Source organism: Deinococcus radiodurans R1 = ATCC 13939 = DSM 20539 (assembly GCF_000008565.1).
In the GTDB taxonomy this organism is placed as follows: Bacteria; Deinococcota; Deinococci; order Deinococcales; family Deinococcaceae; genus Deinococcus; species Deinococcus radiodurans.
In genome coordinates this window covers 1016837-1039967 of the sequence record NC_001263.1, presented here as the reverse complement: position 1 = coordinate 1039967, position 23131 = coordinate 1016837, and the positions used below count along the sequence as shown (strand labels likewise).

Annotated in this window: 26 protein-coding genes; 10 read left to right on the top strand and 16 right to left on the bottom strand. The window is 68.4% G+C overall.

Annotation, left to right across the window (positions count from 1 at the left end):
* Nucleotides 1-26: 26 nt before the first annotated feature.
* On the top strand, nt 27-1391 hold the full coding sequence (locus DR_RS05290) for an FAD-binding oxidoreductase (protein ID WP_010887669.1): 1365 nt from the start codon (nt 27-29) through the stop codon (nt 1389-1391).
* On the opposite strand, the gene DR_RS05285 is transcribed toward DR_RS05290, so the two are convergent.
* The 5 genes from DR_RS05285 to DR_RS05265 form a co-directional block, all read right to left on the bottom strand.
* On the bottom strand, nt 1388-1867 hold the full coding sequence (locus DR_RS05285) for a Nudix hydrolase (RefSeq protein ID WP_010887668.1): 480 nt from the start codon (nt 1865-1867) through the stop codon (nt 1388-1390). The two genes, DR_RS05290 and DR_RS05285, sit on opposite strands and share 4 nt — an antisense overlap.
* A complete protein-coding gene (locus tag DR_RS05280) occupies nt 1868-2383 on the bottom strand; it encodes a YfiT family bacillithiol transferase (protein ID WP_010887667.1) in 516 nt (171 codons plus the stop codon).
* The gene (locus DR_RS05275) at nt 2380-2841 is read right to left on the bottom strand and encodes a hypothetical protein (RefSeq protein ID WP_081824517.1); all 462 of its coding nucleotides are present in this window, start codon (nt 2839-2841) and stop codon (nt 2380-2382) included. The genes DR_RS05280 and DR_RS05275 overlap by 4 nt, the downstream gene beginning before the upstream one ends.
* Nucleotides 2805-3791, bottom strand: a complete 987-nt coding sequence (locus tag DR_RS17235) for a DUF6508 domain-containing protein (RefSeq protein WP_010887665.1) — start codon at nt 3789-3791, stop codon at nt 2805-2807. Before DR_RS17235 ends, DR_RS05275 begins: the two co-directional genes overlap by 37 nt.
* Nucleotides 3792-3892: 101 nt before the next feature.
* The gene (locus DR_RS05265; RefSeq protein ID WP_010887664.1) at nt 3893-4396 is read right to left on the bottom strand and encodes a DUF4384 domain-containing protein; all 504 of its coding nucleotides are present in this window, start codon (nt 4394-4396) and stop codon (nt 3893-3895) included.
* 163 nt (nt 4397-4559) lie between these two features.
* Between DR_RS05265 and ftsH the strand changes: the two genes are divergently transcribed.
* On the top strand, nt 4560-6527 hold the full coding sequence (ftsH, locus tag DR_RS05260; RefSeq protein ID WP_010887663.1) for an ATP-dependent zinc metalloprotease FtsH: 1968 nt from the start codon (nt 4560-4562) through the stop codon (nt 6525-6527).
* Nucleotides 6528-6586: 59 nt separating this feature from the next.
* On the opposite strand, the gene DR_RS05255 is transcribed toward ftsH, so the two are convergent.
* From DR_RS05255 to DR_RS05245, 3 genes are all read right to left on the bottom strand, one after another.
* Nucleotides 6587-8155: a glycerol-3-phosphate dehydrogenase/oxidase gene (locus DR_RS05255; protein ID WP_010887662.1), complete on the bottom strand. Its 1569-nt coding sequence runs from the start codon at nt 8153-8155 to the stop codon at nt 6587-6589.
* 164 nt (nt 8156-8319) lie between these two features.
* A complete protein-coding gene (locus DR_RS05250; protein ID WP_010887661.1) occupies nt 8320-9516 on the bottom strand; it encodes a hypothetical protein in 1197 nt (398 codons plus the stop codon).
* A 202-nt stretch (nt 9517-9718) separates the two neighbouring features.
* Entirely contained in the window at nt 9719-10516 is a 798-nt protein-coding gene (locus DR_RS05245; protein WP_010887660.1) for a TrmH family RNA methyltransferase, read from the bottom strand.
* A 251-nt stretch (nt 10517-10767) separates the two neighbouring features.
* On the opposite strand from DR_RS05245, the gene DR_RS05240 reads away from it, so the two are divergent.
* Nucleotides 10768-10932, top strand: a complete 165-nt coding sequence (locus tag DR_RS05240) for a hypothetical protein (RefSeq protein ID WP_155896390.1) — start codon at nt 10768-10770, stop codon at nt 10930-10932.
* A gap of 7 nt (nt 10933-10939) precedes the next feature.
* Here the strand turns inward: DR_RS05240 and mnmE are convergent, their stop codons facing one another.
* Complete coding sequence (gene mnmE / locus DR_RS05235) at nt 10940-12271, bottom strand: tRNA uridine-5-carboxymethylaminomethyl(34) synthesis GTPase MnmE (RefSeq protein WP_010887659.1); 1332 nt, start codon at nt 12269-12271, stop codon at nt 10940-10942.
* Between the two features lie 98 nt (nt 12272-12369).
* Here mnmE and DR_RS05230 point away from each other — a divergent pair, with 98 nt between their 5' ends.
* Together DR_RS05230 and DR_RS05225 are read left to right on the top strand one after the other, a co-directional pair.
* Nucleotides 12370-13224 carry a hypothetical protein gene (locus tag DR_RS05230; RefSeq protein WP_010887658.1) on the top strand — a complete coding sequence of 285 codons (855 nt, stop codon included), beginning with the start codon at nt 12370-12372 and terminating at the stop codon, nt 13222-13224.
* A 50-nt stretch (nt 13225-13274) separates the two neighbouring features.
* Entirely contained in the window at nt 13275-13712 is a 438-nt protein-coding gene (locus DR_RS05225) for a vanadium-dependent haloperoxidase (RefSeq protein ID WP_010887657.1), read from the top strand.
* Between the two features lie 205 nt (nt 13713-13917).
* On the opposite strand, the gene DR_RS05220 is transcribed toward DR_RS05225, so the two are convergent.
* From DR_RS05220 to DR_RS05210, 3 genes are read right to left on the bottom strand one after another with little or no spacing between them, the layout of a single operon-like run.
* Nucleotides 13918-14691 (bottom strand): ABC transporter permease, encoded by a 774-nt coding sequence (locus tag DR_RS05220; RefSeq protein WP_010887656.1) that lies wholly within the window; start codon nt 14689-14691, stop codon nt 13918-13920.
* Nucleotides 14691-15614 carry an ABC transporter ATP-binding protein gene (locus DR_RS05215; RefSeq protein ID WP_010887655.1) on the bottom strand — a complete coding sequence of 308 codons (924 nt, stop codon included), beginning with the start codon at nt 15612-15614 and terminating at the stop codon, nt 14691-14693. Before DR_RS05215 ends, DR_RS05220 begins: the two co-directional genes overlap by 1 nt.
* A 35-nt stretch (nt 15615-15649) precedes the next feature.
* Entirely contained in the window at nt 15650-16555 is a 906-nt protein-coding gene (locus DR_RS05210; protein ID WP_010887654.1) for a 1,4-dihydroxy-6-naphthoate synthase, read from the bottom strand.
* Between the two features lie 168 nt (nt 16556-16723).
* Between DR_RS05210 and DR_RS05205 the strand changes: the two genes are divergently transcribed.
* Both DR_RS05205 and DR_RS16700 read left to right on the top strand, forming a co-directional pair.
* Nucleotides 16724-17026: a hypothetical protein gene (locus tag DR_RS05205; RefSeq protein WP_164927952.1), complete on the top strand. Its 303-nt coding sequence runs from the start codon at nt 16724-16726 to the stop codon at nt 17024-17026.
* Nucleotides 17027-17261: 235 nt separating this feature from the next.
* Nucleotides 17262-18566, top strand: a complete 1305-nt coding sequence (locus DR_RS16700) for a CAP domain-containing protein (protein ID WP_010887652.1) — start codon at nt 17262-17264, stop codon at nt 18564-18566.
* Between the two features lie 66 nt (nt 18567-18632).
* Here the strand turns inward: DR_RS16700 and ribF are convergent, their stop codons facing one another.
* Together ribF and DR_RS05190 are read right to left on the bottom strand one after the other, a co-directional pair.
* Complete coding sequence (gene ribF, locus DR_RS05195) at nt 18633-19526, bottom strand: riboflavin biosynthesis protein RibF (protein WP_010887651.1); 894 nt, start codon at nt 19524-19526, stop codon at nt 18633-18635.
* Nucleotides 19523-20023, bottom strand: coding sequence for an NUDIX hydrolase (locus DR_RS05190; RefSeq protein ID WP_010887650.1), 501 nt, complete (start codon nt 20021-20023; stop codon nt 19523-19525). Before DR_RS05190 ends, ribF begins: the two co-directional genes overlap by 4 nt.
* Nucleotides 20024-20126: 103 nt before the next feature.
* Between DR_RS05190 and dgt the strand changes: the two genes are divergently transcribed.
* Nucleotides 20127-21248 carry a dGTP triphosphohydrolase gene (gene dgt, locus DR_RS05185; RefSeq protein ID WP_010887649.1) on the top strand — a complete coding sequence of 374 codons (1122 nt, stop codon included), beginning with the start codon at nt 20127-20129 and terminating at the stop codon, nt 21246-21248.
* 34 nt (nt 21249-21282) lie between these two features.
* Here the strand turns inward: dgt and DR_RS05180 are convergent, their stop codons facing one another.
* Together DR_RS05180 and DR_RS05175 are read right to left on the bottom strand one after the other, a co-directional pair.
* Nucleotides 21283-21624, bottom strand: a complete 342-nt coding sequence (locus DR_RS05180) for a DMT family transporter (RefSeq protein WP_010887648.1) — start codon at nt 21622-21624, stop codon at nt 21283-21285.
* On the bottom strand, nt 21621-21932 hold the full coding sequence (locus DR_RS05175; RefSeq protein WP_010887647.1) for a DMT family transporter: 312 nt from the start codon (nt 21930-21932) through the stop codon (nt 21621-21623). The genes DR_RS05180 and DR_RS05175 overlap by 4 nt, the downstream gene beginning before the upstream one ends.
* A gap of 94 nt (nt 21933-22026) precedes the next feature.
* Between DR_RS05175 and DR_RS05170 the strand changes: the two genes are divergently transcribed.
* Nucleotides 22027-22626 (top strand): TetR/AcrR family transcriptional regulator, encoded by a 600-nt coding sequence (locus DR_RS05170; protein ID WP_010887646.1) that lies wholly within the window; start codon nt 22027-22029, stop codon nt 22624-22626.
* A 43-nt stretch (nt 22627-22669) separates the two neighbouring features.
* The gene (locus DR_RS05165) at nt 22670-23119 is read left to right on the top strand and encodes a hypothetical protein (RefSeq protein WP_010887645.1); all 450 of its coding nucleotides are present in this window, start codon (nt 22670-22672) and stop codon (nt 23117-23119) included.
* Nucleotides 23120-23131 lie beyond the last annotated feature (12 nt).

The following is a 23131-nucleotide window of genomic DNA, read 5'->3' as shown; positions in this document are numbered from 1 at the left end:
CAGCGCGGCTGCCCGATACTGAAGGCATGGACCCCGCCGCCCTCGCCGCCCTGCAAACCCGCTTTGGAGAACAGCTTTCGACGGCCCACGCCGTGCGTGAGGCGCACGCCCGCGACGAGAGCCGCATGGATTACCACCTGCCCGACGCCGTGCTGCATGTTCAGAGTGAGCAAGACGTGGTGGACGCGCTGCGTATAGCGGGTGAATATCTATTCCCCATCGTGCCGTTTTCGGTGGGCAGCAGCCTGGAAGGGCAGGTCATCCCGGTACGCGGGGGACTGACGCTGAACCTGCTCGGGATGAACCGCGTCCTTGCCATCGAACCGGGCGGCTTTCAGGCGACGGTGCAGCCAGGCGTGACCTACCCCGAACTCAACCGGCAGGCGCGGAGACACGGCCTCTTTTTTCCGGTGGACCCCGGCGCAGAGGCGAGTCTGGGCGGCATGGCGTCCACCAACGCGAGCGGCACCGGCGCGGTGAAATACGGCACCACTCGCGACAACGTGCTGGAAATGCGGGTGGCGCTGCCCGGTGGGCGCGTCGTCCGGGTGGGCAGCAAGGCCCGCAAGACGAGCGCCGGGTACGACCTCAAAAATCTCTTCATCGGCGCGGAGGGCACGCTGGGCGTCATCACCGAGCTGACGGTGAGGCTCTGGCCGCTGCCCGCCGAGGTGGTGGTGCTGCGCTGCAACTTCGGGACGGTGGCCGAAGCGGCGGCCTGCGCGGTGACGGTCATGGGCGCGGCGCTGCAACCCGAGCGGCTCGAACTCATCGACGAGCACGAGATTCACGCGGTGAACGTGCAACTCGAGCGCGACTACCCCGAGCGGCCCACGCTGTGGATCGAACTCGCCTCCCCCAGCCGCGCCGCCCTGGAAGAATCGCTCTCTGTGTGCAGTGACCTGTGCCGCGACGCGGGCGGGCAGGACCTCGCCGTCGCCACGAGCGCCGAGGAACGCGCCGCCGTGTGGGAGGCCCGCCACAAGGCGTATTCCTCGATGGTGGCGATGTATCCGGGCCACGTCAACCTCAGCACCGACGTGTGCGTGCCGCTGCACCGCCTGCCCGCAGTCGTGGCGGCCACCCGCGCCAAGTGCGACGAGCGCGGCCTGAATGCCAGCTTTGTGGGACACGTCGGCGACGGCAATTTCCACGTCCTGTTCCACGCGGCCCCCGACGACCGGGCGACCTGGGACGCCATCCACGCCACCTACGACGAGATGATGACGCTGACCCTTGCGGCGGGCGGCACCTGTTCGGGCGAACACGGCATCGGGCTGCACAAGCAGAAGTATCTGGCGCAGGAGCGCGCCGACACGCTGGAACTGATGCGCGAGGTCAAGGCGCTGTTCGACCCGCAGGGGCTGCTCAATCCAGGGAAGATTTTTTAAACAGGGAGGGCGGGAAAGCCCTTTTCCCGTAAGGCGTCGGCGTAAAACAGTTTGGTCTGATACATGCGAATCTGGCCCGCCGCATATAACTGGGCAAAGTCCTCGCGGCTGACGAAGCTGGCCTCGGCTATTTCATCAGTGAAAGCAGGGGCGAGCGTCTGTCCCGGCTCCGGCTCGGCCAACCAGACGTGGCGCAAAATCAGCACGCCGTCGGGGAAGCGGCCCAGGTAAGCGCCCAGGAACTTGACGGGGCGCACGCGCAGGCCGGTTTCCTCGCAGGCCTCGCGCACCGCGGCGTCCTGCGGATTTTCACCGTCCTCGACGGCGCCGGAGGGGATGTGCCACAACCCGGCCTTTTCCGGGTGACCAGGAATTCCTTTTTCCTGCACCAGCAGGATGTCGCCCCGCTCATTCAGCAGGACGACCCCGGCGGCCCTCAGCTCCACCGGAACGTGGGTTCGCTCGTCGTGCTCCACTTACCAGCCCTCGCGCTCGCGCAGCCGGGTGATGTGGGCGGTGTGGTGACGCCCGTGCCAGGCGGCCTGACCGAGCAGCCCGTCGAGTGTCCACTCGCTGCCGTCGGGGCGCAGGCCGGCCTGCTGCCAGTCGGTCACGTCTGCCAGCACCTCGTCCCAATGGATGTGCAGCCGCTCAAGCAGCAGCAGACTGAGTTCGGTGGCGAAACTGGACGCGGGGAGCGCGGCCCACGCTTCCTCATGCGCAGGCTGGGCTAACGCTTCCCCGCCCGACAGCACCCGCGCCGTGTGAACGTAAGCGTTGAGGTGGCGGTCGGCCACATGGTGAACGACCTGCCGCACCGTCCAGCCGCCCTCGCGGTAGGGCGTGTCGAGCTGCGGCTCAGACAGTCCAGCCACCGCCGCCCGCAGTTCACCGGGCAGGGCACGCAGGGCCGCCCGCGCCTCTTGCCGCTCGTCGTCGCTGAGGTCACGCGGCTGCGGCATCGGCCCCAGGGGGTAGCGCGGGTCGATCATTTGCGCGTGGTCCTCTTGCGGGCAATGGCTTTGGCAGGCTTGGCTATTTCGCCGCCGCTTGCCTTGTCTTTGCGCGGGCGGGCGGGGGATGGCTCGGTGCTGGATGGTTCTTCGGGAAGGGCTAGGTCCTGTTCGGCAGGCGGCAGGGCCGCGTCTTCTACAGCTTGCGCCTCAGAGGACGCCTCCATCAGGTCGGATTCCTCGGTCATTACCAGCACGTCTCCCGGCTGGGCTGAGATGACAAGGGTGGCGTCGGGAGGTAGGTCAAGCGGCACGGACTCAAAGGAAAGTGCTGGAGCTTCTGCAACAGGTGGCGCGGCTTCAGGTTCTTCCGGCAAAGCTGCGTCGGGCAGGTCAGATGCAGCATCCAACTGGGCTTCCTCAATCTGCACGAGGTCGTCGGTGGGCAGTGGCTCCTCGCTCACTTCGGGCACTTCGGTGACGATGACCTCGGGCATGGTGTCCTCGGGGTCGGTGGCCTCTGCCTCGGCCTCGATGGGTTCTGCACTTCGGTCTCCGGCACGTCCCACGACAGGTCCACTTTTTTCGTCCAGCGGTCCTTGTCGCGCTGCTCGATTTTGTCCATCATGCGGGCGAAACCGCGCTCCAGGCTCAGGCCGCGCTCGTTGGCGAGGCAGATGGCGACGAACAGCAGGTCGGCGAGTTCCATTTCGAGGTCGCCCACGTCCTCACCGGGCTTGGGCGTCTTGCCGTTCTGGTGGGCGATCACCCGCGCGATTTCGCCGGTTTCTTCGGCGAGGCGGGCGAGCAGCAGCAGCGGCGGGAAATAGCCTTCCTCGAACTGCGAGATGAAGGCGTGGACACGCTGCGCCGCCTCGGAAAAGGTGAGGCTGGAACTCGGGTGCGGCGGCACGAACGGCGCAGCGGGGCGCGGGCGGGCCGGCTCCCCGAAGGCCCGTGCCTGCCGGGTCGGAGTTCCCGCCGGCACCGGGGGCAGCCACTCCTGGCGCACGCTGGGCGGGGCGTCGGTGTCACCTGTCGGCAGCCATTCCAGCCAGCTCTGCACGCGGCGCAGGGCGGCGAGCAGCACGCCCGACTGGTACATTTCCAGCCGCGAGCCGTCCACGATGCGTTCCTGACGGGCAAAGACGGTCAGCAGCCGGGCAAGCTGTTCGGGGGTGGCGCCGGGCAGGGTTTCGCCACTGAGCAGGCCCGCCGCTTCGGGGGTCCGCAGCCACGGCCCCCACAGGAAATCGGGCGATTCGTAGACCCAGCCGTGGCGCTCGAGCGTCCGCACGAAGCGGCCCACCTCGGGGTGATAGGTCACGAAGGGAAAAGACCCCTGCCGCAGGACCCAGGTCCCGAAATCAAACCCGTTCGCCCCAAAAATGGGCAGGAACGAGGCAACGTCTTCAAAGGCCTGCCGCGAGAAGGTTGGGGTGGTCATGGTGTCTCCTGCCTTTCAGCATAGGCGAAAGCCTGCATCAAAAAGCCCTGACCCCGCAGGCAAGCGGCGAGGTCAGGGGCAGCGCAGCGCTCAGGCGCGGCTCAGCGGATATACAAGTAAGTTTCCTGCACGTCGCGGTCGGCGTAGGCGTAAGGGGTCAGGTACTCAGTGGTCGCGGTGTTCCAGCGGCCATTGTCGTAGACGCCGCTCAGCACGAGGTCGGTCGTCGGGCGCACACGCAGGAAAATGGCCCGGACCTTTTGCAACCCACGCTGCGGCGCCACGTTGTAGGTCACGCCGTCTTGCGGACGGGGGAACACGGTGGTCCCAGCGCCGACGTAGGCGTTGCGGGTCAGGATATTGACCGAGCCGTCGGGGTTGAGCGCCAGGATGGTCGCGTAGCCGGCGTCACGGGTGGTCAGACGAAATTGCACCGCTTCGCCGACCGCGTAGGCCGCACCTTCGCCCTTGGTGGGGATAAAGGTCGAAATCAGGTTGTTGGAGCTGCCCGCCAGACCGGTGTTGGGGCGCACCGTGACGGTGCAGGCACTCAGACCGAGAGCGAGGCCGCCGAGCAGCAGGGCCGACAAAGGAGTGGGACGCATAGAGGCAGTGTAGGCAGCGGGGGGGCAGCGCGACAGGGAGACTCACTTCACAGTTCGGCCATGCAGCGGTCAGTTGCCCGTCAGCCAGAGCTGGGGCCAGCGACCCTCAGATGCTCCGACCTGTTTCCCATTTGCCCGGCAGGCGCGGCGCTAGCATGGCCGCATGACCCGCCGCGCCCCCGTTCGCCGCTTCTCCGGACGCTGGAGCAGCCGAAGTGGTTCCTGGAAAGCCGGCCTGCTGACCCTGCATCTGCTGACGCTGCCTGTACTGGTGCAGGGCACGGCGGCGGCGACCACAGCGCATGTCACGGCCAGCGCCAACGCACCGACCACGCCTGCCCCGCAGCCGCCGACCTGGACCCCGAACAAAGGCAACCCCCGGCTGATGCCGGAAAACTACACCGTCAACCGCTTTTTCGCCGACCTGCAAGCCGGCAAGGTGGAGCGGGTCAAACTCGACGGTGCGGGCAACACCCAGGTCTTTTTCAAAGAACCGGCAGGCGGCCCCAACCCGCGCTGGCTGCTGCTCCCGCCCGACGCCGCCACCCTGGCCCGGCTGCGCGGCAGCGGCGTCACCATGCAGGTCACGCCGGGCGGCTCGCGCTTCGCATGGCTGGGGCAAGCGCTCCCGCTGGTGCTGACCGCGTTGATTCTGGCGGTGCTGTGGCGCTCGCTCAGAGGCAACGGCGGAGGCGGCGCCAGCTCGTTTGCCAAGTCGAAAGCGGCGATTATCAGCGAGGGGCAAATTAAGCTCACCTTCGCGGACGTGGCCGGCTGCGATGAGGCCAAGCAGGACCTGCAAGAAGTCGTGGACTTCCTCCGCCAGCCGGAGAAATACCATCAACTCGGGGCACGGATTCCACATGGGGTTCTTTTGGTGGGCCCGCCTGGGTCGGGGAAAACTTTGCTCGCGAAGGCTGTCGCGGGGGAAGCCAAAGTTCCCTACTTCTCCATCTCCGGCTCCGACTTCGTGGAAATGTTCGTCGGGGTCGGTGCCGCCCGCGTCCGTGACCTGTTCGAGCAAGCCCGCAAATCTTCTCCTTGCATCGTCTTCATTGACGAAATTGACGCGGTGGGCCGCAAACGCGGTATGAACATACAAGGTGGCAATGACGAGCGCGAACAGACGCTCAACCAATTGCTTGTCGAAATGGACGGCTTCGGGAGCGGGCAGGATGTCATTATCCTTGCGGCGACGAACAGACCTGATGTTCTGGATGCCGCCTTGCTCAGGCCCGGACGATTTGACCGACAAGTCGTGGTGGACGCGCCGGACGTGCGAGGACGGGAGCAGATTCTGCGGATTCACTCGCGCAAGAAACCGCTCGACGTGTCGGTGGACCTCGGGGTGATTGCCCGTCGGACGGCGGGAATGGTGGGGGCCGACCTCGAAAACCTGCTGAATGAGGCGGCATTGCTGGCCGCCCGTGAAGGTCGCAACCGCATTACGGGGCGCGATGTAGACGAAGCGCGCGACCGGGTGCTGATGGGACCAGAACGCCGCAGCATGGTCGTGCGTGAGGCTGACCGCAAAGTCACCGCCTACCATGAGGTTGGGCACGCGCTCGCGGCTCAGCTGCTCCCCAACGCCCACCGGGTGGCCAAGTTGACGGTGGTGCCGCGTGGCCGGGCCGCCGGGTACATGCTGCCCGATGCCGACGACCGACTGCACGTCACCCGCGCCGCGCTGGAGGACATGATCGCGGTGGCGCTCGCCGGGCGGGCCGCCGAGGAAGTGGTCTACGGCGAGGTGACGACGGGCGCCCAGAACGACTTTCAGCAGGCGACAGGACTCGCACGGCGCATGGTCACCGAGTGGGGGATGTCCGGGCGCATCGGCAAGGTGGCGCTGGCGTCGGATGAGGGCAATTACCTCGGCGGCGGGCCGCAGCCGTTGCCGACCAGCGAGCACACATCACAGGTGGTGGACGAGGAAGTTCGCGCCCTGATCGACGCCGCTTATGCCCGCGTGCTGGCGCTGCTGCGCGAGTATCTGCCGCAGGTGCATCAGATCGTGACGGTCCTGATGCAGCGTGAGACGCTGAGCGGCGAGGAGTTTGCCACCCTGCTCGCAGGAGGCAGCCTGGAACCGCTGCCTCCTGTAGGACAAGTCGCGCTGGCTCCGGCCTAAGCAACCAAAGCAGCAGGCGGACACTCTTCGGGGCGTCCGCCTGCTGCTTTGTCTTTTGCTTACAGCACGTAGCCGCTGGCGACTTGCCGGTACGCTTCGACCTGCTGCGCTTGCCACGCGGCGTCCTTGCCCAGTTCCTCAGCGAGGATGGCGGCGGCGCGGGGGGCCGCTTCCATGCTGGCGCGGGCGCCGAGCAGGATCGAGCGGGTGCGGCGGGCCAGCACGTCCTCGACGGTGCGGGCACTTTCGTGGCGCACGGCCCAGCGCAGTTCGGCCTCGCTATAAGGCAGGTCGGGGTGGAGCTGTGCGTCGGCGCCGGGGAGCTGCTGCACGCGCTCGGCGTCGTTGCCATAGACCTTCCAGTGGTCAGGGCGCTCATCCTCGCTCCAGCCGTGCAGGTGCAGGCCGGGGGTGATGGTCAGGCGCTCGGGCAGCCCGCCGAGTTTTTCGGCGCGGTTGATGGTGTCTTCGCCCATGCGGCGGTAGGTGGTCCACTTGCCGCCGGTCAGGGTGATCAGGTTGCCCTTGGAAATGCGAATGACGTGGTCACGCGAGAGGGCCGCCGTGGAGCCGGCGCCGTCGGACTTCTCGTTCTTGACCAGCGGACGCAGCCCGGCGTAGACGCTCAGCACGTCGGCGCGGCCAGGCGCGGGGTCCATGTAGCGCCCAGCGGTGCGCAGGATGAACTCGACTTCTTCTTCCAGTGCGTGCGGCTCGAAGTCGGCCTGCGGCACCGGGGTGTCGGTGGTGCCGATGACCACGTGGTCATGCCAGGGCACCGCGAACAGCACGCGCCCGTCGTCGGTGCGGGGAATCATGATGGCGCTGTCGCCCGGCAGGAACTTCTTCTCGACGACGACGTGCACGCCCTGGCTCGGCGAGAGCATCGGCTTGACGGTGGGGTCTTCCATGCGGCGGATGTCGTCCACCCACACGCCGGTCGCGTTGACCACGATTTTGGCGCGGGCCTCGTGTTCCTGCCCACTTTCCTCGTCACGGAAGCGCACGCCGCGCACCTGTTCGCCGTCCTTGATCAGGCCGATGACCGGGGCGTAGTTCAGGGCCACGCCGCCGAAATCTTCGAGGGTGCGCAGCAGGGTCACGGCAAGGCGGGCGTCGTCGAACTGACCGTCGAAGTAGAGGATGCCGCCGCGCAGGCCCTTTTCCTTGTAGGTGGAGACGCGCGACAGCACCTTGTCGCGGTCCAGGTAAGTCGAGCTGCCCAGGTTGAGCTTGCCCGCCAGCACGTCGTACATCTTCAGGCCGATGCCGTAGAAGGGCGCGGCCCACCAGTCGTAGGCGGGCACCACGAAGCCGAGGTCACGCACGAGGTGCGGGGCGTTCTTGCGCAGCAGGCCGCGTTCGTGCAGCGCCTCGCGCACCAGCGACACGTTGCCCTGGGCGAGGTAACGCACGCCGCCATGCACCAGCTTGGTCGAGCGGCTGCTGGTGCCCTTGGCGTAGTCGTGACCTTCGAGCAGCAGCACGCTGTGGCCGCGCGTGGCCGCTTCGACGGCGCTGCCCAGACCGGACGCGCCGCCCCCCACGACGATGACGTCCCATTCCTGGGGGGCGAGGGCGGCCCGCACCTGGGCCGGACGGGGATCGACAACAGAACCTTGAGTCATGGCACTCCTCCACCAGGGGTCAGGAAGGGACCCTGGCTATCTTGCACATATGTTCACAGTCTTTGAACAAATGTGCAAGGGGCAGATGACGAACATTCAGGAACAGGAAAGGGCTGGGCAACTTGGAAACGGGCACAGTTCTGGCCTCCATACGCCTCACCCCCTCAGCCGAGCGTGCTCGTTTCCGCCGAGTCGCTGACGAGGGCTTCGAGCAGTTGCACCGCTTCTTCGAGGCGGTTGGCCTGAATGCGGGCGGCGGCGCGGGCCTGCCTCCACTCCAGCCGCACCCGCGCGAGCGAGAGGTCATCGCCCCCCACCCGGCTGAGCTTGAGCGCCCGCTCCTCAAGTTCCTCGACGTGGGCGGCGAGCTGTTTGAGGGTGCTCTGGTGGGTGCGCGCCGCTTCGATGGTGGTTCGCAACTGCGCGGCGGCTTCCTGCTCGGCCTGCGCGAGGGCGCGCTGGGCTTCTTGCACCGGCACTGCCCGTTCGCCAAGTTCGCCCGCCTGCCACAGCGCGTAGTTCAGGCCGTAGCGGGCGCGCAGCACGTTGGGATGCAGCGGCACCCCCAGCGAGTAACGAGCGTGGCGCAGGTCGATGTCGAGCATGGTGAGCGGTTGATCGGCCTCCTGCTCGTTGACCAGCGGCGCAAAAGCGTCGAGAAAGCTGCGGGTCTGCGTGAGCATCAGGCGGTTGTGGGCCAGCTTGGCGGGGGAGCTGCGTTCACCGGTCAGCGCGGCGAGTTCGCGCACCGTCAGTTCGAGCAGTTCGACCTGGGCGCGGGCCGAGGCGACCTGATCGGTCACTTCGGTGCGGGCGTGCTGGGAGCGCAACTGCGCGAGCATGTCCTCGGTTTCCCAGCGCCGGACCTCGGCCTGGGTCGCCTGCACGTCCCACTCGGCGGCGCGGCGCAGGCGTTCGAGCGGCGCGAGGTCGGCGTCGGTGCGAATCGAGGCGAGGCTGCGGGTGGCGATTTCGTGGTGCACCCGCGCAAGCATCAGCGGCAGGTCGTGGGCGCGCCGGCCCCACGCAACGGGACGCGGCGCGGGCCGCAGCAGCACGTCTTCGGGGGTGTCCACCGGCACCGGCACCGTCTCGGCAAGGCGGTTGAGGTCCACCGAGGCTTCCTGAAGCCAGCGGTCGGCGCGGTTCTCGCCGTTTTCGTCGCGCATCCGCTGGTACACGTCTTGCAACACGGCCACCACGTCACGCGGCCCCAGCACGCGCACCGCCTGCCAACCCCGGCGCTGCACCGCCGCCTGAATCAGTTGGTCCGCTTCGCGCACGCCGAATTCACGGCCCAGACGGGTCCTGAGCCAGTCGCGGTACGGGTCTTGCGACGCAGGTGAGGAGGGAGCTGACATCAGGGGCAGTATGGCACCCGGGCGCGGGAGGCTCCGGGAAGTGTTCAGCGGACCTGAACTGTCTGGGGCATTTAACGGAATAACGACCCCTCACCCCTGCCTTCGGCAGGCCCTCTCCCCTTGGTAGAGGGTCAACCAGCACCAGATGTCAAATGCTCTAGGTAAATTATTCGGGGAACCCGCTCAGGGGCAGCACCCAGGCTCAAGCGTCCGCAGGCCGCCGTTGCCGCAACGCCTCGTAGAGCACCAGCGCCGCCGCCGTCGCCACGTTGAGCGAATCGGCCTGACCGTGCATCGGCACCCGCACCGCCTGATGAGCCGCGCGCCACTCGGCGGGCAACCCGGCGTGCTCGGTGCCGAGCAGCAGCGCCACCCGCCCGGTCAGCGGCGTGTCCCAGTAGTCGGCGGGGGCGTCGGGCGTGCAGGCGACGGTGCGAAAGTTGTGTTCCGCCAGCCAGCCGAGCGCCGCGTCCTCGCCCAGCACCGCCGTGGGTACGCTAAACACGGCGCCCTGACTCGCCCGAATCACGTTGGGGCCGTAGGGGTCGGCACCGCGCCCCAGCACCAGCACCCCGGCGGCCCCGGCAGCGTCGGCGGTCCGCAGGATGGCGCCCACGTTGCCGGGTTTTTCCAGGCCGTGCAGCACAACCACCACGGTATCGTCCCCTGGCTGGGGTAGGCGCGGTGCGGGCAGCGGAGCCACGCCCAGCACGCCGTCTGGGTTTTCGCGCCCGCTGACTTTTTCGAAGGCGGCGCGGCTGAGTTCCGTCGCGCCCGTCACTTCGGGAAACAGCTCGCGCGCCTCGGGGCTGAACAGCTCGGGGCAGACGAACAGCTCGGGCACCGTCACGCCCGCCGACTCGGCCCGCATCAGTTCACGGGCGCCCTCGATGAGCATCACGCCGTCGCGCTCGCGCTCGCGCCGCGTCCGCAGGCGCACCAGCCGTTTGACCTGAGGATTTTGCAGCGAGGTGATGACGTGCGGCAGCGAATCGGGCATGGAGCGAATTGTAGACAGGTCAGGGAGGCGAGGGGCCGCCCGCTCTCTGTCCCGTTAAACAGGACAGCAATCTTCATGCCGATGTTTACGAATGACAGGTAGCGGGGAGCATAACCCTGTATAAGCGTGAGGAGTTATGCAGAGCACCTGTATAGGACTGGCGATTGCCCGGCCTTTCACTAGGGAACATAGCAAGTGACCAGAAGGCGATGAGGCAGGAAAAATATCGTCTAACACGCTAAAATACAGACATGTATTCGTCTGACCTCGACCTCACCACCAAAGCCCTCATGCGCGAACAGGCCCTTCACGAGCCGCAGGCCATGACCTCATGGGAAGCTCATGACCGCCGCGAAAGCCGCAGCGTGCGCCGCGCCCTGAACTGGCTGGAACGCCGCCTGCGCCGGAGCGCTTGAGGCCGCATCATTTGCCCACGCAGAAGTTGCGAAACACAGCGTCCACCACATCTTCCTGCACGTCCTGACCGGTGAGCTCGGCCAGGGCGTGCAGCGCTTCTTCCAGCTCGTACCCGGCGAGGTCGTCGGGGAGGGTGCGGGCGGCCTGCACGTGGGTCAGCGCCCGGCGCACGGTGTCGGTTTGCCGCTCGGTGGTCAGCCACGCCTCGCCCCGCGTCGCGTCGCCGAGCAGCGCGGCGCCGATGGCCTCGCGCAGCGCGGGCAGACCGGCGCCCGTGACGGCGCTCACGTCGAGGGCAGCGGGGTCGGTCCAAGCGGCAGGCAGATCGGCCTTGGTCCGCAGGCGCAGCACCGTCGCCGTGGGGGGCAGCTCGGTCGGCAGTGGCTCACGCGGCTGGCTGCCGTCTTCGAGGACGAGCACCAGGTCGGCGTTGCCCGCCAGCGCCACCGCCTGCCGCACCCCGGCAGCCTCGATCAGGTCCTCGGTTTCGCGCAGGCCCGCCGTGTCCACCAGCGTGACCGGCACGCCCGCGAGTTCCAGGCCCGCTTCGAGGTAATCACGGGTGGTGCCCGGCAGCGGCGTCACGATGGAGCGCTCATAGCCGAGCAGCGCATTGAGCAGGCTGCTTTTGCCCGCGTTGGGCCGCCCGATGAGTGCCAGCCGCGCCCCCCGCGTGCTGATGCGCCCGGCGTGGGCACTGGCGAGCAGCTCTTCGAGGGCCGACTGCGCTCCCAGGAGCGGCGCGGCGCGGTCCTCGTCGGGCACGCCTTCTTCAGGGTAGTCGAGCAGCGCCTGAATCGCCGCCAGCGTGCGGGTCAGCGCCCGCGCCACCCCCGCCACCCGCTCGCTGAGCGCCCCGCTGAGGCCCAGCGCACTCTGGCGGCGGGCCGTTTCGGTGCTCGCCTCCACCAGCCCCAGCACCGCCTCGGCCTGCGTGAGGTCGAGCCGTCCGGCGAGGTAGGCCCGCAGGGTGAACTCGCCGGGCCGCGCCAGCCGCGCACCGAGGTCGAGCGTGCGCGCGAGCACCCGACTCAGCACCGCCGGGCTGCCGTGGGTCTGCACTTCGGCTACGTCCTCGCCGGTATAACTGCGCGGGCCGCGAAACACCAGGCACAGGCCCTCGTCGAGCAGTTCTTCGTCCGCGTGCAACTCGCCGAACAGAAAGCGCCCGCCCGGAGTCGCGCTCGGGCGCCGCTTGCCCCGGAACAGCCCATCGGCAATCTCAAGTGCGCGTGGCCCGCTCACCCGCACGATGCCCACCCCGGCGCTGCCCGGCGCGGTGGCGACAGCGGCGATGGTGTCTTGCAGACCGGAACGCGAGGAGCGGGCAAACGTCATCCGCCGATGCTAGCGGGTCAAGAAAGAAAAAACCGGGTCAGCGAAAACAAAACGTGAGAAATTTCATTTTGAGCCGGCCCGCCCGCTATTCTGAGGCCATGTCGCGTGCTTCCCTGTCCCACTGGCAGCCCCACTTCCGGCGGCTGGCCCGCTGGTGCGCCGTGAGTGTCTGCCTGGGAATCGCCGCTGGTGCGGGCGCGGTGGCTCAGAGCTCAGCAGTGCAAAGCCTCACGGCGCCCAGCCTGCTGCCACAGACTCAGGGTGCCCCGGCGCTGAGTCCCGCCGTCCGTTCAGGGTTGGCTGCCTCTCCCCTGGTCATCAGCCCTGCGGCGCCCGAKCTGCGGCAGACCCGAAGCGCACTCGCGGCGGCCCCCGCTGGCCCGGCCACGGCGCTCTCAGTGCAGGTGCCGCGCCGCGTGGCCCGGACCACCCTCGACCTGATTGCGGCCCGGCGCCTGGACCCGCCGCCCGCCGCCCGCGCCCTGGCGCTGACCCTGGGGGCGCTGCACGACGCGGCGTGGCTCGCCCGCCAGAGTGGCCGCGCCGTGGACAGCGACACCGCCGCCGCCGTGGCCGCCACCCGGGTGCAGATGGCGCTGTTTGAGCGCGACGGTGCGCGGCTGGCGAGCGAATTGCGGAGCGCGTTGCCTCCCCTGCCGGCCGAGGTAGACCGGGCGTCGTGGGCGCTGGGCGGGGCCGTGGCCGACGCGGTGCTCGCGTTTGCCCAGCAAGACGGCGCGGCGCAGGCGAGTCAGGGCAACGCCGCGCAGCCGAGTGGCGAGGGCCTCTGGGCGCCGTTGAGCGGGCAGCGGGCGCTCGAACCCGGCTGGGGACGGGTGCAGCCCATCGGCCTCGCCCCGGACGCACTGCCGCAGTCACGCCGCCCCCCGGCTGGCAGAGCGCCGAGTTCACCGCCGACCGCGAGCGTTTCGCCGACCAGCAGACCCGACTGACCCCGGCGGACCGCGCCCTGGCCGCCCACTGGGCTGCCGGGTCGGGCAGCGTGACCCCGCTGGGGCTGTGGATCGAAGAAGCGCTGCGGCTGGGCGAGCAGGCGCGGCTGGGCGGCAGCGACCTGGCGCAGGTGCTCGCCGCGACGGCGGTGGCGGGTCATGACGCCTTTATCAGTTGCTGGCAGGGCAAATTCGAGTACAACGTGGCCCGGCCCCAGAGCTGGATGGACCACGTGCAGCCCGGCTGGGCGCCGTCACTGCCCACGCCGCCCTTTCCCAGCTACCCCAGCGGGCACGCCACCGTCAGTGGGGCCGCCGCCGAGGTGCTGGCGCAGTTTTTCCCGCTCCAGGCGCGGCAACTGCGGCGCGACGCTCGGGACGCGGCCTTTTCGCGGGTGGTCGGCGGCATCCACTGGGGCGTGGACGGCGTGGCGGGCCTCGACGTAGGGCAACGGGTGGCGCGGGCGTTGCTGGAAAAGCGGCCCTGAGAGCGGAGCAACAGTCAAAAAGAGGGACCGGTCAGAGAAATTGCCGGTCCCTCTTCTTCATTCCCTTGCTTAGACGTACTGCGTCCGATTCCCTGAAATCCAGGAAAGAACTGGATTTCAGTCCATCTTCCGCAGCACGTCTCTTTTGCTTCTCGCTCTGCTCGGGTTTCATCGCTCACGTTGAGCGATTTCACCGCAATCGGTATCAAAGGTCGCGGCGGTCGAAGGCAAAAATCGCCATCAGGCTGAAGCCCAGCGTGTAGATCAGCAGCAGCACCAGCGCCTGCGTCAGGCTGCCCTGGGTGACGTAGAGATTGAGATAACTGGTGAGCAGCACGCGCTGTAAGCCCTCGGGAAAGACGACCAGCAGCCGCAAGACGCTGAGGGTCGCCAGAGTTGCGAGCGCCGCCGCCGAGGTGCTGAGCAGCAGCACGCCGTAAAACAGCGAGAGCGCCGCGACCGGCATCAGCATGATCCAGGTAAGCAGCCCGCCGCGCAGCACTTCCGCGAGCGCCGCCGAGGGCGAGAGCACCCCCACGCCCTGAAAAAGACCGGGGCCGAGACCAGTGCCGCCCCGGAATTCGCCGTAGCCGTGCGGAATCCCAGCCACCAGTGAGCCGAGTAGGGTGGCAAGCACCAGCAGCAGCGGGAAAAACAGCGCCACGATCAATTTGCTCACGATCACCCGCGAGCGGCTCACCGGACGCAGCAGCAGCGGCGCCAGCGTGCCCTGCGCGACCTCGGCGCCGATCATCTCGGCCACAGCGACGGCGATGAACAGCGGCATCAGGAACTGCACCGCCACGCCGATGCTCACCGCCGGAAGCTGCCAGCCGCTGACGAGGTCCACCCGCAGGATTTCGCCCAGGCGGGGCGCGAAAGACCACAGGAAAGGCAGCAAGGTACACACCAGGAGGGCGATACGGGCGCTGCGTGAGGCCAGCAGCTTGCGAAATTCAAGCGAAATCAGGCTCAGCATCAGGCGTACTCCACCCGTTCACGGTAATACTCGTACAGGTCGAAATGGTCGGGGGTGACCTCGTAGACGGCCACGTCCTCATTGGCGAGCAGCCGCAGCGCCTCGGGCACGTTCGCCTGCGCCCCAAGCTGCGCCACCGCGTAGGGGGGCCGGGGGGTGGCTTTGCGGACATAGGGCTGGCGCTCGAGCAGGGCCGCCGCGCCCACCGGGTCGTCCACCCGGAAGCGGTAGGCGCTGGTGCGGCTGCGTAGGTCCACCGTGTCCACCAGCCGCCCGCCGGTCATGATGCCGACGGTGTGGGCGTAGGTGGCGATTTCGCGCAGGTGGTGGGTGCTGAGAATAACCGCGCACCCCGAGGTCGCCAGGCTGGTCACGATGCGGTGAATGAGTCCGATGCCGAGGGGGTCGAGGCCGCTCGTCGGTTCGTCCAGAATCAGGACTTTGGGCTCGGCGAGGATGGCGCTCGCCACCCCCAGCCTTTGCCGCTGCCCCAGCGAGTACTCGGCGACCCGGCGCCCGCCCATGCTGGTGAGTTCGAGCAGCGCCAGCACCTCGCTGATGCGTCCCGGCCCCACGCCCGCGCCGGTCAGACTCGCGTGAATCTTGAGGTTCTCGGTGCCGGTGAACTGCGGGTAGAACTTGGCCGGGGCCTCCACCACCGCGCCCATCAACGCCCGCGCCCGGGGGCCATCGGTGTGGACGTTGACCCCCATAATGCGCACCTCGCCCCGCGTGGGAAAGGCGAGGCCGGTCAGCATGCGAATCAGGGTGGTCTTGCCCGCTCCGTTGGGCCCGGTCAGCGCGTAGACCTCGCCCGGAATCACGTTCAGGAACACGTCGGTCAGGACATTCGCCCGGCCATAACTCTTAGACAGGCCCCGCACTTCAACGGCAGGAAAAGCGGGCGCGGATGCTTTGCTCACCTCCTCAGGGTAACGTAGGCCACCTCATCAATGTCTTACAAAATCGTCGGCGTCCCAGCCTCCGCAGCGTCTCCGACAAAAAGCGGCAGCTCAGGCCGCGCCGTCACCGCGCCGACCTCCACTGCCCGGCGCAGCAGTTCGCGCACCGCCCGCTCGCCTTCCTCGCCCACGTCGAGACTCAGCGAATTGACGTAGAGGTCGATGTGCGCCTGCATCACCTCGTCGGACATCTCCAGCGCGTGCTCCCGGATGTAGTCGCGGGCCGCCGCCGGGTGGGCGTAGGCGTATTCGAGGCTGCGGCGCACGGCGTCCTGCAACTCGCGCTGGGTCTGGGCGGGCAGGTCGCGCCGCACCAGAATCGCGCCGAGCGGGAGCGGCAGCCCGGTTTCGCCTTCCCACCACGCGCCGAGGTCGAGGAGTTTGTCGAGGCCGTACTCGGGATAGGTAAAGCGCGACTCGTGGATGATGAGGCCCGCGTCCACCGCCGTGCCGTCGTACTCGCCGCGCTGCACGGCGGGCATCACTTCGTCGTAACGCATCCGGACGACTTCGACACCGGGATACGCGAGGCGCAGCAGCAGTTCAGCGGTGGTGAGCGCGCCGGGCGAGGCAACCCGCAGGGCGGTGAGGTCCTTCACCCCAGGCCGGGTCACGATGAGCGGCCCCACGCCCCGGCCCAGCGCCCCACCCGAGCGCAGCGCCACGTAGCGGTCCATCACATCGAAATAGGCGCGGTAGCTGATTTTGGTCATCGGCAATCGTCCTGCTACCGCCCAGTCGTTGAGGGTCTGCACGTCTTCGAGCACTTCCTGCACCGGCAGCGGCCCCTGCACCAGTCCGGCGTGCAGCGCGTGAAAAATGAAGGTGTCGTTAGGGCAAAAGGAATACCCGAGGTGCAGCACATCGGGCAGCGCGGAAGATTCGGGCGCGGAACTCGTCATGGCTCCAGGGTAGGCCCGGCGGCGGGCCAGCAGCGTGACTTCTGTCCGTGAGATGACCTGCCCCGGCTGTGAGGTTTCCGTTTGAGGCCGCTGCCTAGACTCCGCGCACTTGAGGTCCGGTCATCTGGCCTTTACTCTCTTCTCACTTATCACCCCAAGGAGAACGCCGTGTCGCTGCGCCCCCTGTGCTCTGCCCTGCCCGCCCGCCCGCTGCTGCTCGCCCTCGCCCTGTGCGGCCCACTGAGCGCCTGCAACACCGCGCTCACGCCGGCGGCCCGCCCTTTGCCCTCGGCAGGCACGCCGACCACCACGACGCCGGCCCCGACCCCGCCCGCCGCGCCCCAGCCAGCTCCCACGCTGGCCCTCGGCCTGGACACGCTGACCCTCAGTGACGGCGAGGAACGGACCGTGCCGGTGCAGGTCAGCCGCGTTGCCGACCGGGTTGAAATCAGCGGAGCCCGACGGGCTTGAGCGCGAACATGAGCGGCAACGAACTACACCTGCGCGCCAACGSGCGCGCCGGGTCGGGCGGTTCTGACCGTAACCGGCTTCTGGGGCAACGAGCAGAAACGGGCCTCGGTGGAAGTGACGGTGCTGGCCCCGGTCACGGTGGCTCCGCCCGCCACCCCGGCCCCCGATTACAGCCTCAGCCTGAGCCGCAGCGCCCTGTCCCTGGTGAGCGGCCACGCACAGTCTGCCGGTCAACGTGACCCCCAACGCGGCACTCACCGAGAACGTCAAGCTGGCGGTCACAGCGGCTCCGTCAGACCTGGCGGTGAGCCTCAGCGGCACCATGCTGCTCGTGGACGCTGCGCAGACCCCGGCAGGCACCTACGCGGTCACGGTCACCGGCACGGCGGCGGGCCTGACCCGGCAGGCGACGGTGCAGGTCAGTGTTTCTCCCGCGCCGGCACAGGTGAGCGGAGTGGAGTTGAAAGCCAGCCGCGCCGCGCTCCAGGCCGGGCAGAGTCTCGACCTCCAGGCGACGGTGAGTGGCAGTGGGGCTTACCAGACCGGCGTCACCTGGGACGTGAAGGGCGACACCCCCGACCTCACCGCCCAGCTCAGCGACCGGGGCAACGGCAGCGCGGGCCTGAGCGTGCCAGTCAGCGCCCCTGGCGGCACCCTGACGGTGACGGCGCGCAGCGTGCAGGACCCCACGCGCCAGGCGCAGGTGCAGATTCCGGTGCAGGCGGCGCCGCAGCCCCAGACCGTCGAACTGACGGTGCCCGCTGCGGGCGTTTCCCTGGTAAGTGGTGGCAGCGCAGCGCTGGCGTACCAGGGGCCGGTGCGCGGCGTGTCGCTGGTCCAGCCCTCGGCGCTCGTCAGCCGGGTGGAAATGCAGCAGACCTCGGCGCAGAGCGGTCAGGTGGTGCTCACGGCGGGCACCCAGGCGGGCAGCGGCAGTGTGTCCCTTGCCTTCGAGCTGGCTGACGGCTCGCGCCTGACCCGCAACGTGCCGGTCACGGTGCAGGTGCCGGCTGCTCCGCCTCAAACTCCTCCGGCACCAACGCCCCCAGCACCTACTCCCCCGGCGCCCCCCACCGGCCCCAGCGGCTACACCTGGTATCCCGAGAGTAACCGCGCTGCCAGCGCCGACGAACTCGAAATCCTGCGCTTAACCAACGAAGCCCGTGCACGCGGGGCCACCTGCGGCACCACGCCTTACGCCCCGGCCCCGGCGCTGCGCTGGAACGACCAACTTGCCCACGCCTCGCGCAACCACACCCTCGACATGGGCAAGCGCGGCTACTTCGACCACACCACCCCCGAGGGCGTGCCGTTCAGCGACCGCATTACCGGAGCGGGGTACCTCTGGCGCACCGCCGGGGAAAACATCGCTGCCGGGCAGCCGAGCCCCGCCGCCGTGGTGGACGGCTGGCTCAAGAGCCCTGGCCACTGCACCAACATCATGAACCCGGCCTTCACCGAGCTGGGCGTGGGCGCCGTGACGGTGGCGGGCAGCCCCTACCGCCTGTACTGGGGCCAGAACTTCGGCACGCCGCGCTGAGCGCTGGGGCCAAAAAGGAACCGGAGGCTGTTTCGAACGCGGCCTCCGGCTTTCGACTGAGCGTTCTTACCCGCCCAGCGCGGCCCGCGCCGCCTCGGCATCGCGCCCGAGCTGGGCCTTGAGTTCGTCCAGGCCGCTGAATTTCTGCTCGCCGCGCAGGCGCGACAGGAACTTCACCTGCAACTCCTCGCCGTAGAGGTCGCCCTGGTAGTCGAACAGGTGGACCTCGAAGCGGCGCTCGCGGCCCTCGACGGTGGGACGCCAACCCACGTTCGCCATGCCGCCCCAGCGCTCGCCCTTGTCGTTGACGACCTGCACGGCGAACACGCCGAGCGGCAGCGCCTTGCCCTCGGACACCCGGAGGTTGGCGGTGGGCCAGCCGAGCGTGCGCCCGATCTGGTCGCCGCGCACCACCACGCCCTGCGCGTCGTAGGGGCGGCCCAGGAGACGCTGCGCGCCGTCCACGTCGCCCTCTTTCAGCAGCGCCCGGATGCGGGTGCTCTTGATGTCGTCGCCGCCAAGCTGGTGCATGGGCAGCGACACCACGTCGGCGCAGACTTCGCGCAGGTCGGCGGTGCTGCCCGCGCGGCCCTTGCCAAAGTAGAAGTCCTCACCGACAACCACCGCGCGAGGCTTCATCGCCCGCAGGTCGGCCAAAAAGGCTTCCTTGGGCCGCGCGGCGAACTCGGGGGTAAACGGCACGGCGATGGTTTCGTCGATGCCGTAGAGCCGCAGCAGGTCGAGTTTTTCCGGCAGGGTGGACAGAAACTCGACGCCCTGCATCAGCACGCGGGTGGGCGGGTCGAAGGTGTAGACCACGCTCGGCACGCGGTATTCGCGCGCCCGCGCCTTGAGCTGGGCGAGCAGCGCCTGATGCCCCAGATGCACCCCGTCGAACGACCCGATGGCAATGACCGTCTCGGTGTCGGGCCGCTGCGAGGGAGAAACGTAAGTCTTCACTGCTGCCCCGCGAGCCGCTGGAGGGCGTAGAGTGCCGCCGCGACGGTGGGCGAACTGCTCTGGACCGTGCCGCCGCGCAGGCCGTCGAGTAGGGTCTGGGGCGCCATCCACACTTCCTCAATCTCTTCGTCCTCGTCGAGGGGCAGGCGGGATTCGCGGGGATTTTTGGCCTCGAACACGTAGAGCTGCTCGTCGCAGAAGCCGGGGCTGGTGTAGAAGCGGGTGAGCAGCGTCAGGTCGGCGTCGAGGCCGACTTCTTCCTGCAACTCGCGCCGGGCGGCGGCTTCGGGCGTTTCGCCTTCGTCAATCAATCCCGCCGGGGCTTCGAGCGTATCGGCGTCCACCGCGCGGCGGCGCTGGCGCACCAGTTTCATCTCACCCCCCTCGCTGAGCAGCAAAATCGCCACCGCGTCGGCGTGGCGCACGATTTCCCATTTGCCCTCTTCCAGTTCGAGCTTGACGATGTGGCCGTCATAGATGGTTTTGGTGGCAGACATGGGGGGAGTCTAGAGCGGCAGGGCGGTCTGGTCTGTGCTGGCCCCCTTTGTGTACTGGCAGACATGACAGTCCCCAGCACTGGCGGCGCCCTATCTTGCGGGCATGTTCACCCGCGCCGACCTCGAAGCCCGTGAGGCCGCCCTGCTCCCGCCCTTCGCCCGGCGCAGCAGCGAGGCCCGGCGCGCGGTGCCCGAAGCGCCCAGCGAAACGCGCACCGCCTACCAGAAAGACCGTGACCGGGTGCTGCACACCAAAGCGTTCCGGCGGCTGGAAGCCAAAACGCAGGTGTTTCTCAATGCCCCCGCGCTCGGCGACCACTACCGTACCCGGCTCACGCACACGCTGGAAGTGCAGCAGGTGGCGCGCACGGCGGCGCTGTCGCTGGGGCTCAACGAAACACTGGCCGAAACGGTGGCGCTCGCCCACGATCTCGGGCACCCGCCGTTCGGGCACGCGGGCGAGCGGCTGCTCGACTCGCTCATGCGCGGGCACGGCGAAACCTTCGACCACAATTCGCAGGCCCGGCGCATCGTGACACTGCTGGAGGAGCGCTCGGGCGAGCAGCCGGGGCTCAACCTGACGCTCGACACCCTCGACGGGCTCAACAAACATGGGCGGGCTGCCTTGCCCCCCACGCAGCGCCAGCCCAGCCTCGAAGCGCAGGTGGTGGACGCCGCCGACGCGCTTGCCTACACCGCCCACGACCTCGACGACGGGCTGCGGAGCGGGCTGCTGCACCCCGAAGACCTGCTGGAGCTGCCGCTGTGGCGCGAATTGCAGGAACGCAGTGGCGTGACCTCGCAGCGGCCCTCCTCCGCCGACCTGCGGACGCTGCAACGCGAGCTGCTCGGCTGGCTGATCGGCGACCTGACCCGCAGCAGCGACGCGGCGATTGCGGCGAGCGGCGTGGCTTCGCCGGACGCGGTGCAGGCCCACGCGCACCGGCTCGTCACCTACAGCCCGGCGCTGCGGGGGCACCTGCGCGGGGCGGGCGACTTTCTGCGCGAGCGGCTCTACCGCCACTGGCAAGTCGAGCGCGAGGTCTATCAGGCCGAACAGGTGCTCACCGAACTGTTCGGCGCCTTCCTGACCCGTCCGGCGCTGCTGCCTCCGCGCCCGCGCAGCCGCGTGGGGCGTGATGGGCTGCCCCGCGCCATCTGCGACCACCTCGCGGGCATGACCGACCGCTACGCGCTGGAAACGCACGCGGCGCTGCGGGGCTGAACCTGTCTGTCGCTACGGCTTTGCCCGGCCTTCGTCACCGATCCACAATCTTCAAGCCGGCGATGGAGCCGATCAGGACCGTCAGCAGGCCCAGACGCAGCGCCGAGAGACTGTCGCCAAAAAGCACCAACCCGACCAGGATGGTCCCCACGCTGCCGATACCGGTCCAGACGGCGTAGGCGAGGCCGACGGGAAGCGTCTTCAGCGCCTGGGCCAGACACTCGAAACTGACGATGGCGCACAGCAGGAACAGTCCCAGGTATTTGCCGTCGTGCTGCGACATTTTCAGGGCATAGGTAAAGCCGACCTCGAACAGCCCCGCCAGCAGGACCCAGCCCCAGGCGGCGTTTTTCGTCTGCGGGGCCGGGGCCGTCATGCCGTCACCTTCAGGCCGAGGATCGCCGCGACCATAACCGCCAGCAGCGCGAGCTTGCGCCCCCCGAGCTGCTCACCGAAAAAAACCCGCCCGACCAATACCGTTCCCACGGCGCCGATGCCAGTCCAGACGGCGTAGGCCGTGCCGAGGGGAATGGTTTCTATCGCCTGTGCCAGAAAACCGAAACTGATCCAGGCGCAGACGATGAAGGCCCAGCCCCAGTTCTTGTTCTGCTGCTCCAGTTTGAGGGCCGTCGTGAAGCCGACTTCAAAAAGGCCCGCCAGCACCAGGGCTGTCCATGCGTTCATCTCACTCTCCCGCTATTTCGCATGACCGTGCGAATAAGCAGGGATGTTCTAACACGGCGCCTTTTATTTGGCAAGACCGTGCTAAAACTCTGTCATGCCGCGCATCGTGGACCATGATCAGCGTCGCCAGGAGCTTGTTCGACATGTCTGGGCGCTGATCCGGCGCGAAGGGGTAGACGGCGTGACCATCCGTAACCTCAGTGAGCAGTCCGGCTGGTCGAGCGGCGCCGTCCGGCACTACCTTCCCACCCGCGACAGCATCCTGACGTTTGCCGCCGAGCAGCTCGCCGGGGCCGTAGAACGCGAACTGCGGGCGCTCCAGCTCAGTGGGCCACCACGGGCGCAGCTCGAAGGCTTTCTGCTCGCCCTCCTGCCGCTGGACGGGCCTTCCCAGGAATGGACGGAAGTCTGGCTGGCGTTCGCCTCCGCCGCTGTTCGGGGCGAGCAGTACGCCGACGCACACGGCATTCTTTACCGGGACCTGCACGCGACACTGCTGGAGATCACGCGCAGCCTCGCCGGGGCCGACCTGCTCAAAGCCGCGACGCCCGAACAGGCGGCGGTAGAACTTCACGCCCTGATCGACGGCCTGTGCTTGCACCTGCTGCTGCGGCAACTTGCGCCGGAGCAGGCGAGAGAAGCGGTGCGCTGCCGGGTAGAAACCATGGTGGCCGCGCCCACGACACCCGGATAGGCGCGGCCTGTTCGTTCCCCCCGGCTTCACTTACCCTGTCCGCATGACCACGCCCCTCGACCTCGCCCGAGGTTCCCTCTACGACCGCATCGGCCCCGACACGCTGGCGCTGCTCGTGCACCGCTTCTACGCGCACGTGGCCCGCAACCCCGACCTCGCGCCGATTTTCCCCGCCGACCTCAGCGAGACGGCCCGCAAACAGCTCGCCTTTCTGACCGGCTTTACCGGCGGGCCACCGCTCTACCACGAGCTCTACGGGCATCCCCGGCTGCGGGCGCGGCACCTGCCTTTTCCCATCACGCCGGGGCGGGCGCGGGCGTGGCTGGCGTGCATGAACGCGGCGCTGCGCGAGACGCCCGGCCTGGCCGAGGCCGACGCCCACGAACTGTACGCAGCGCTCGCGCGGGTGGCGGTGCATATGGTGAACACCGAGGAAGCCCCCGATTCCGACTCCTCCGGCGAGGCCGCCAACGCCACCCCCAACGCGACTTAGACACCTCCTGTC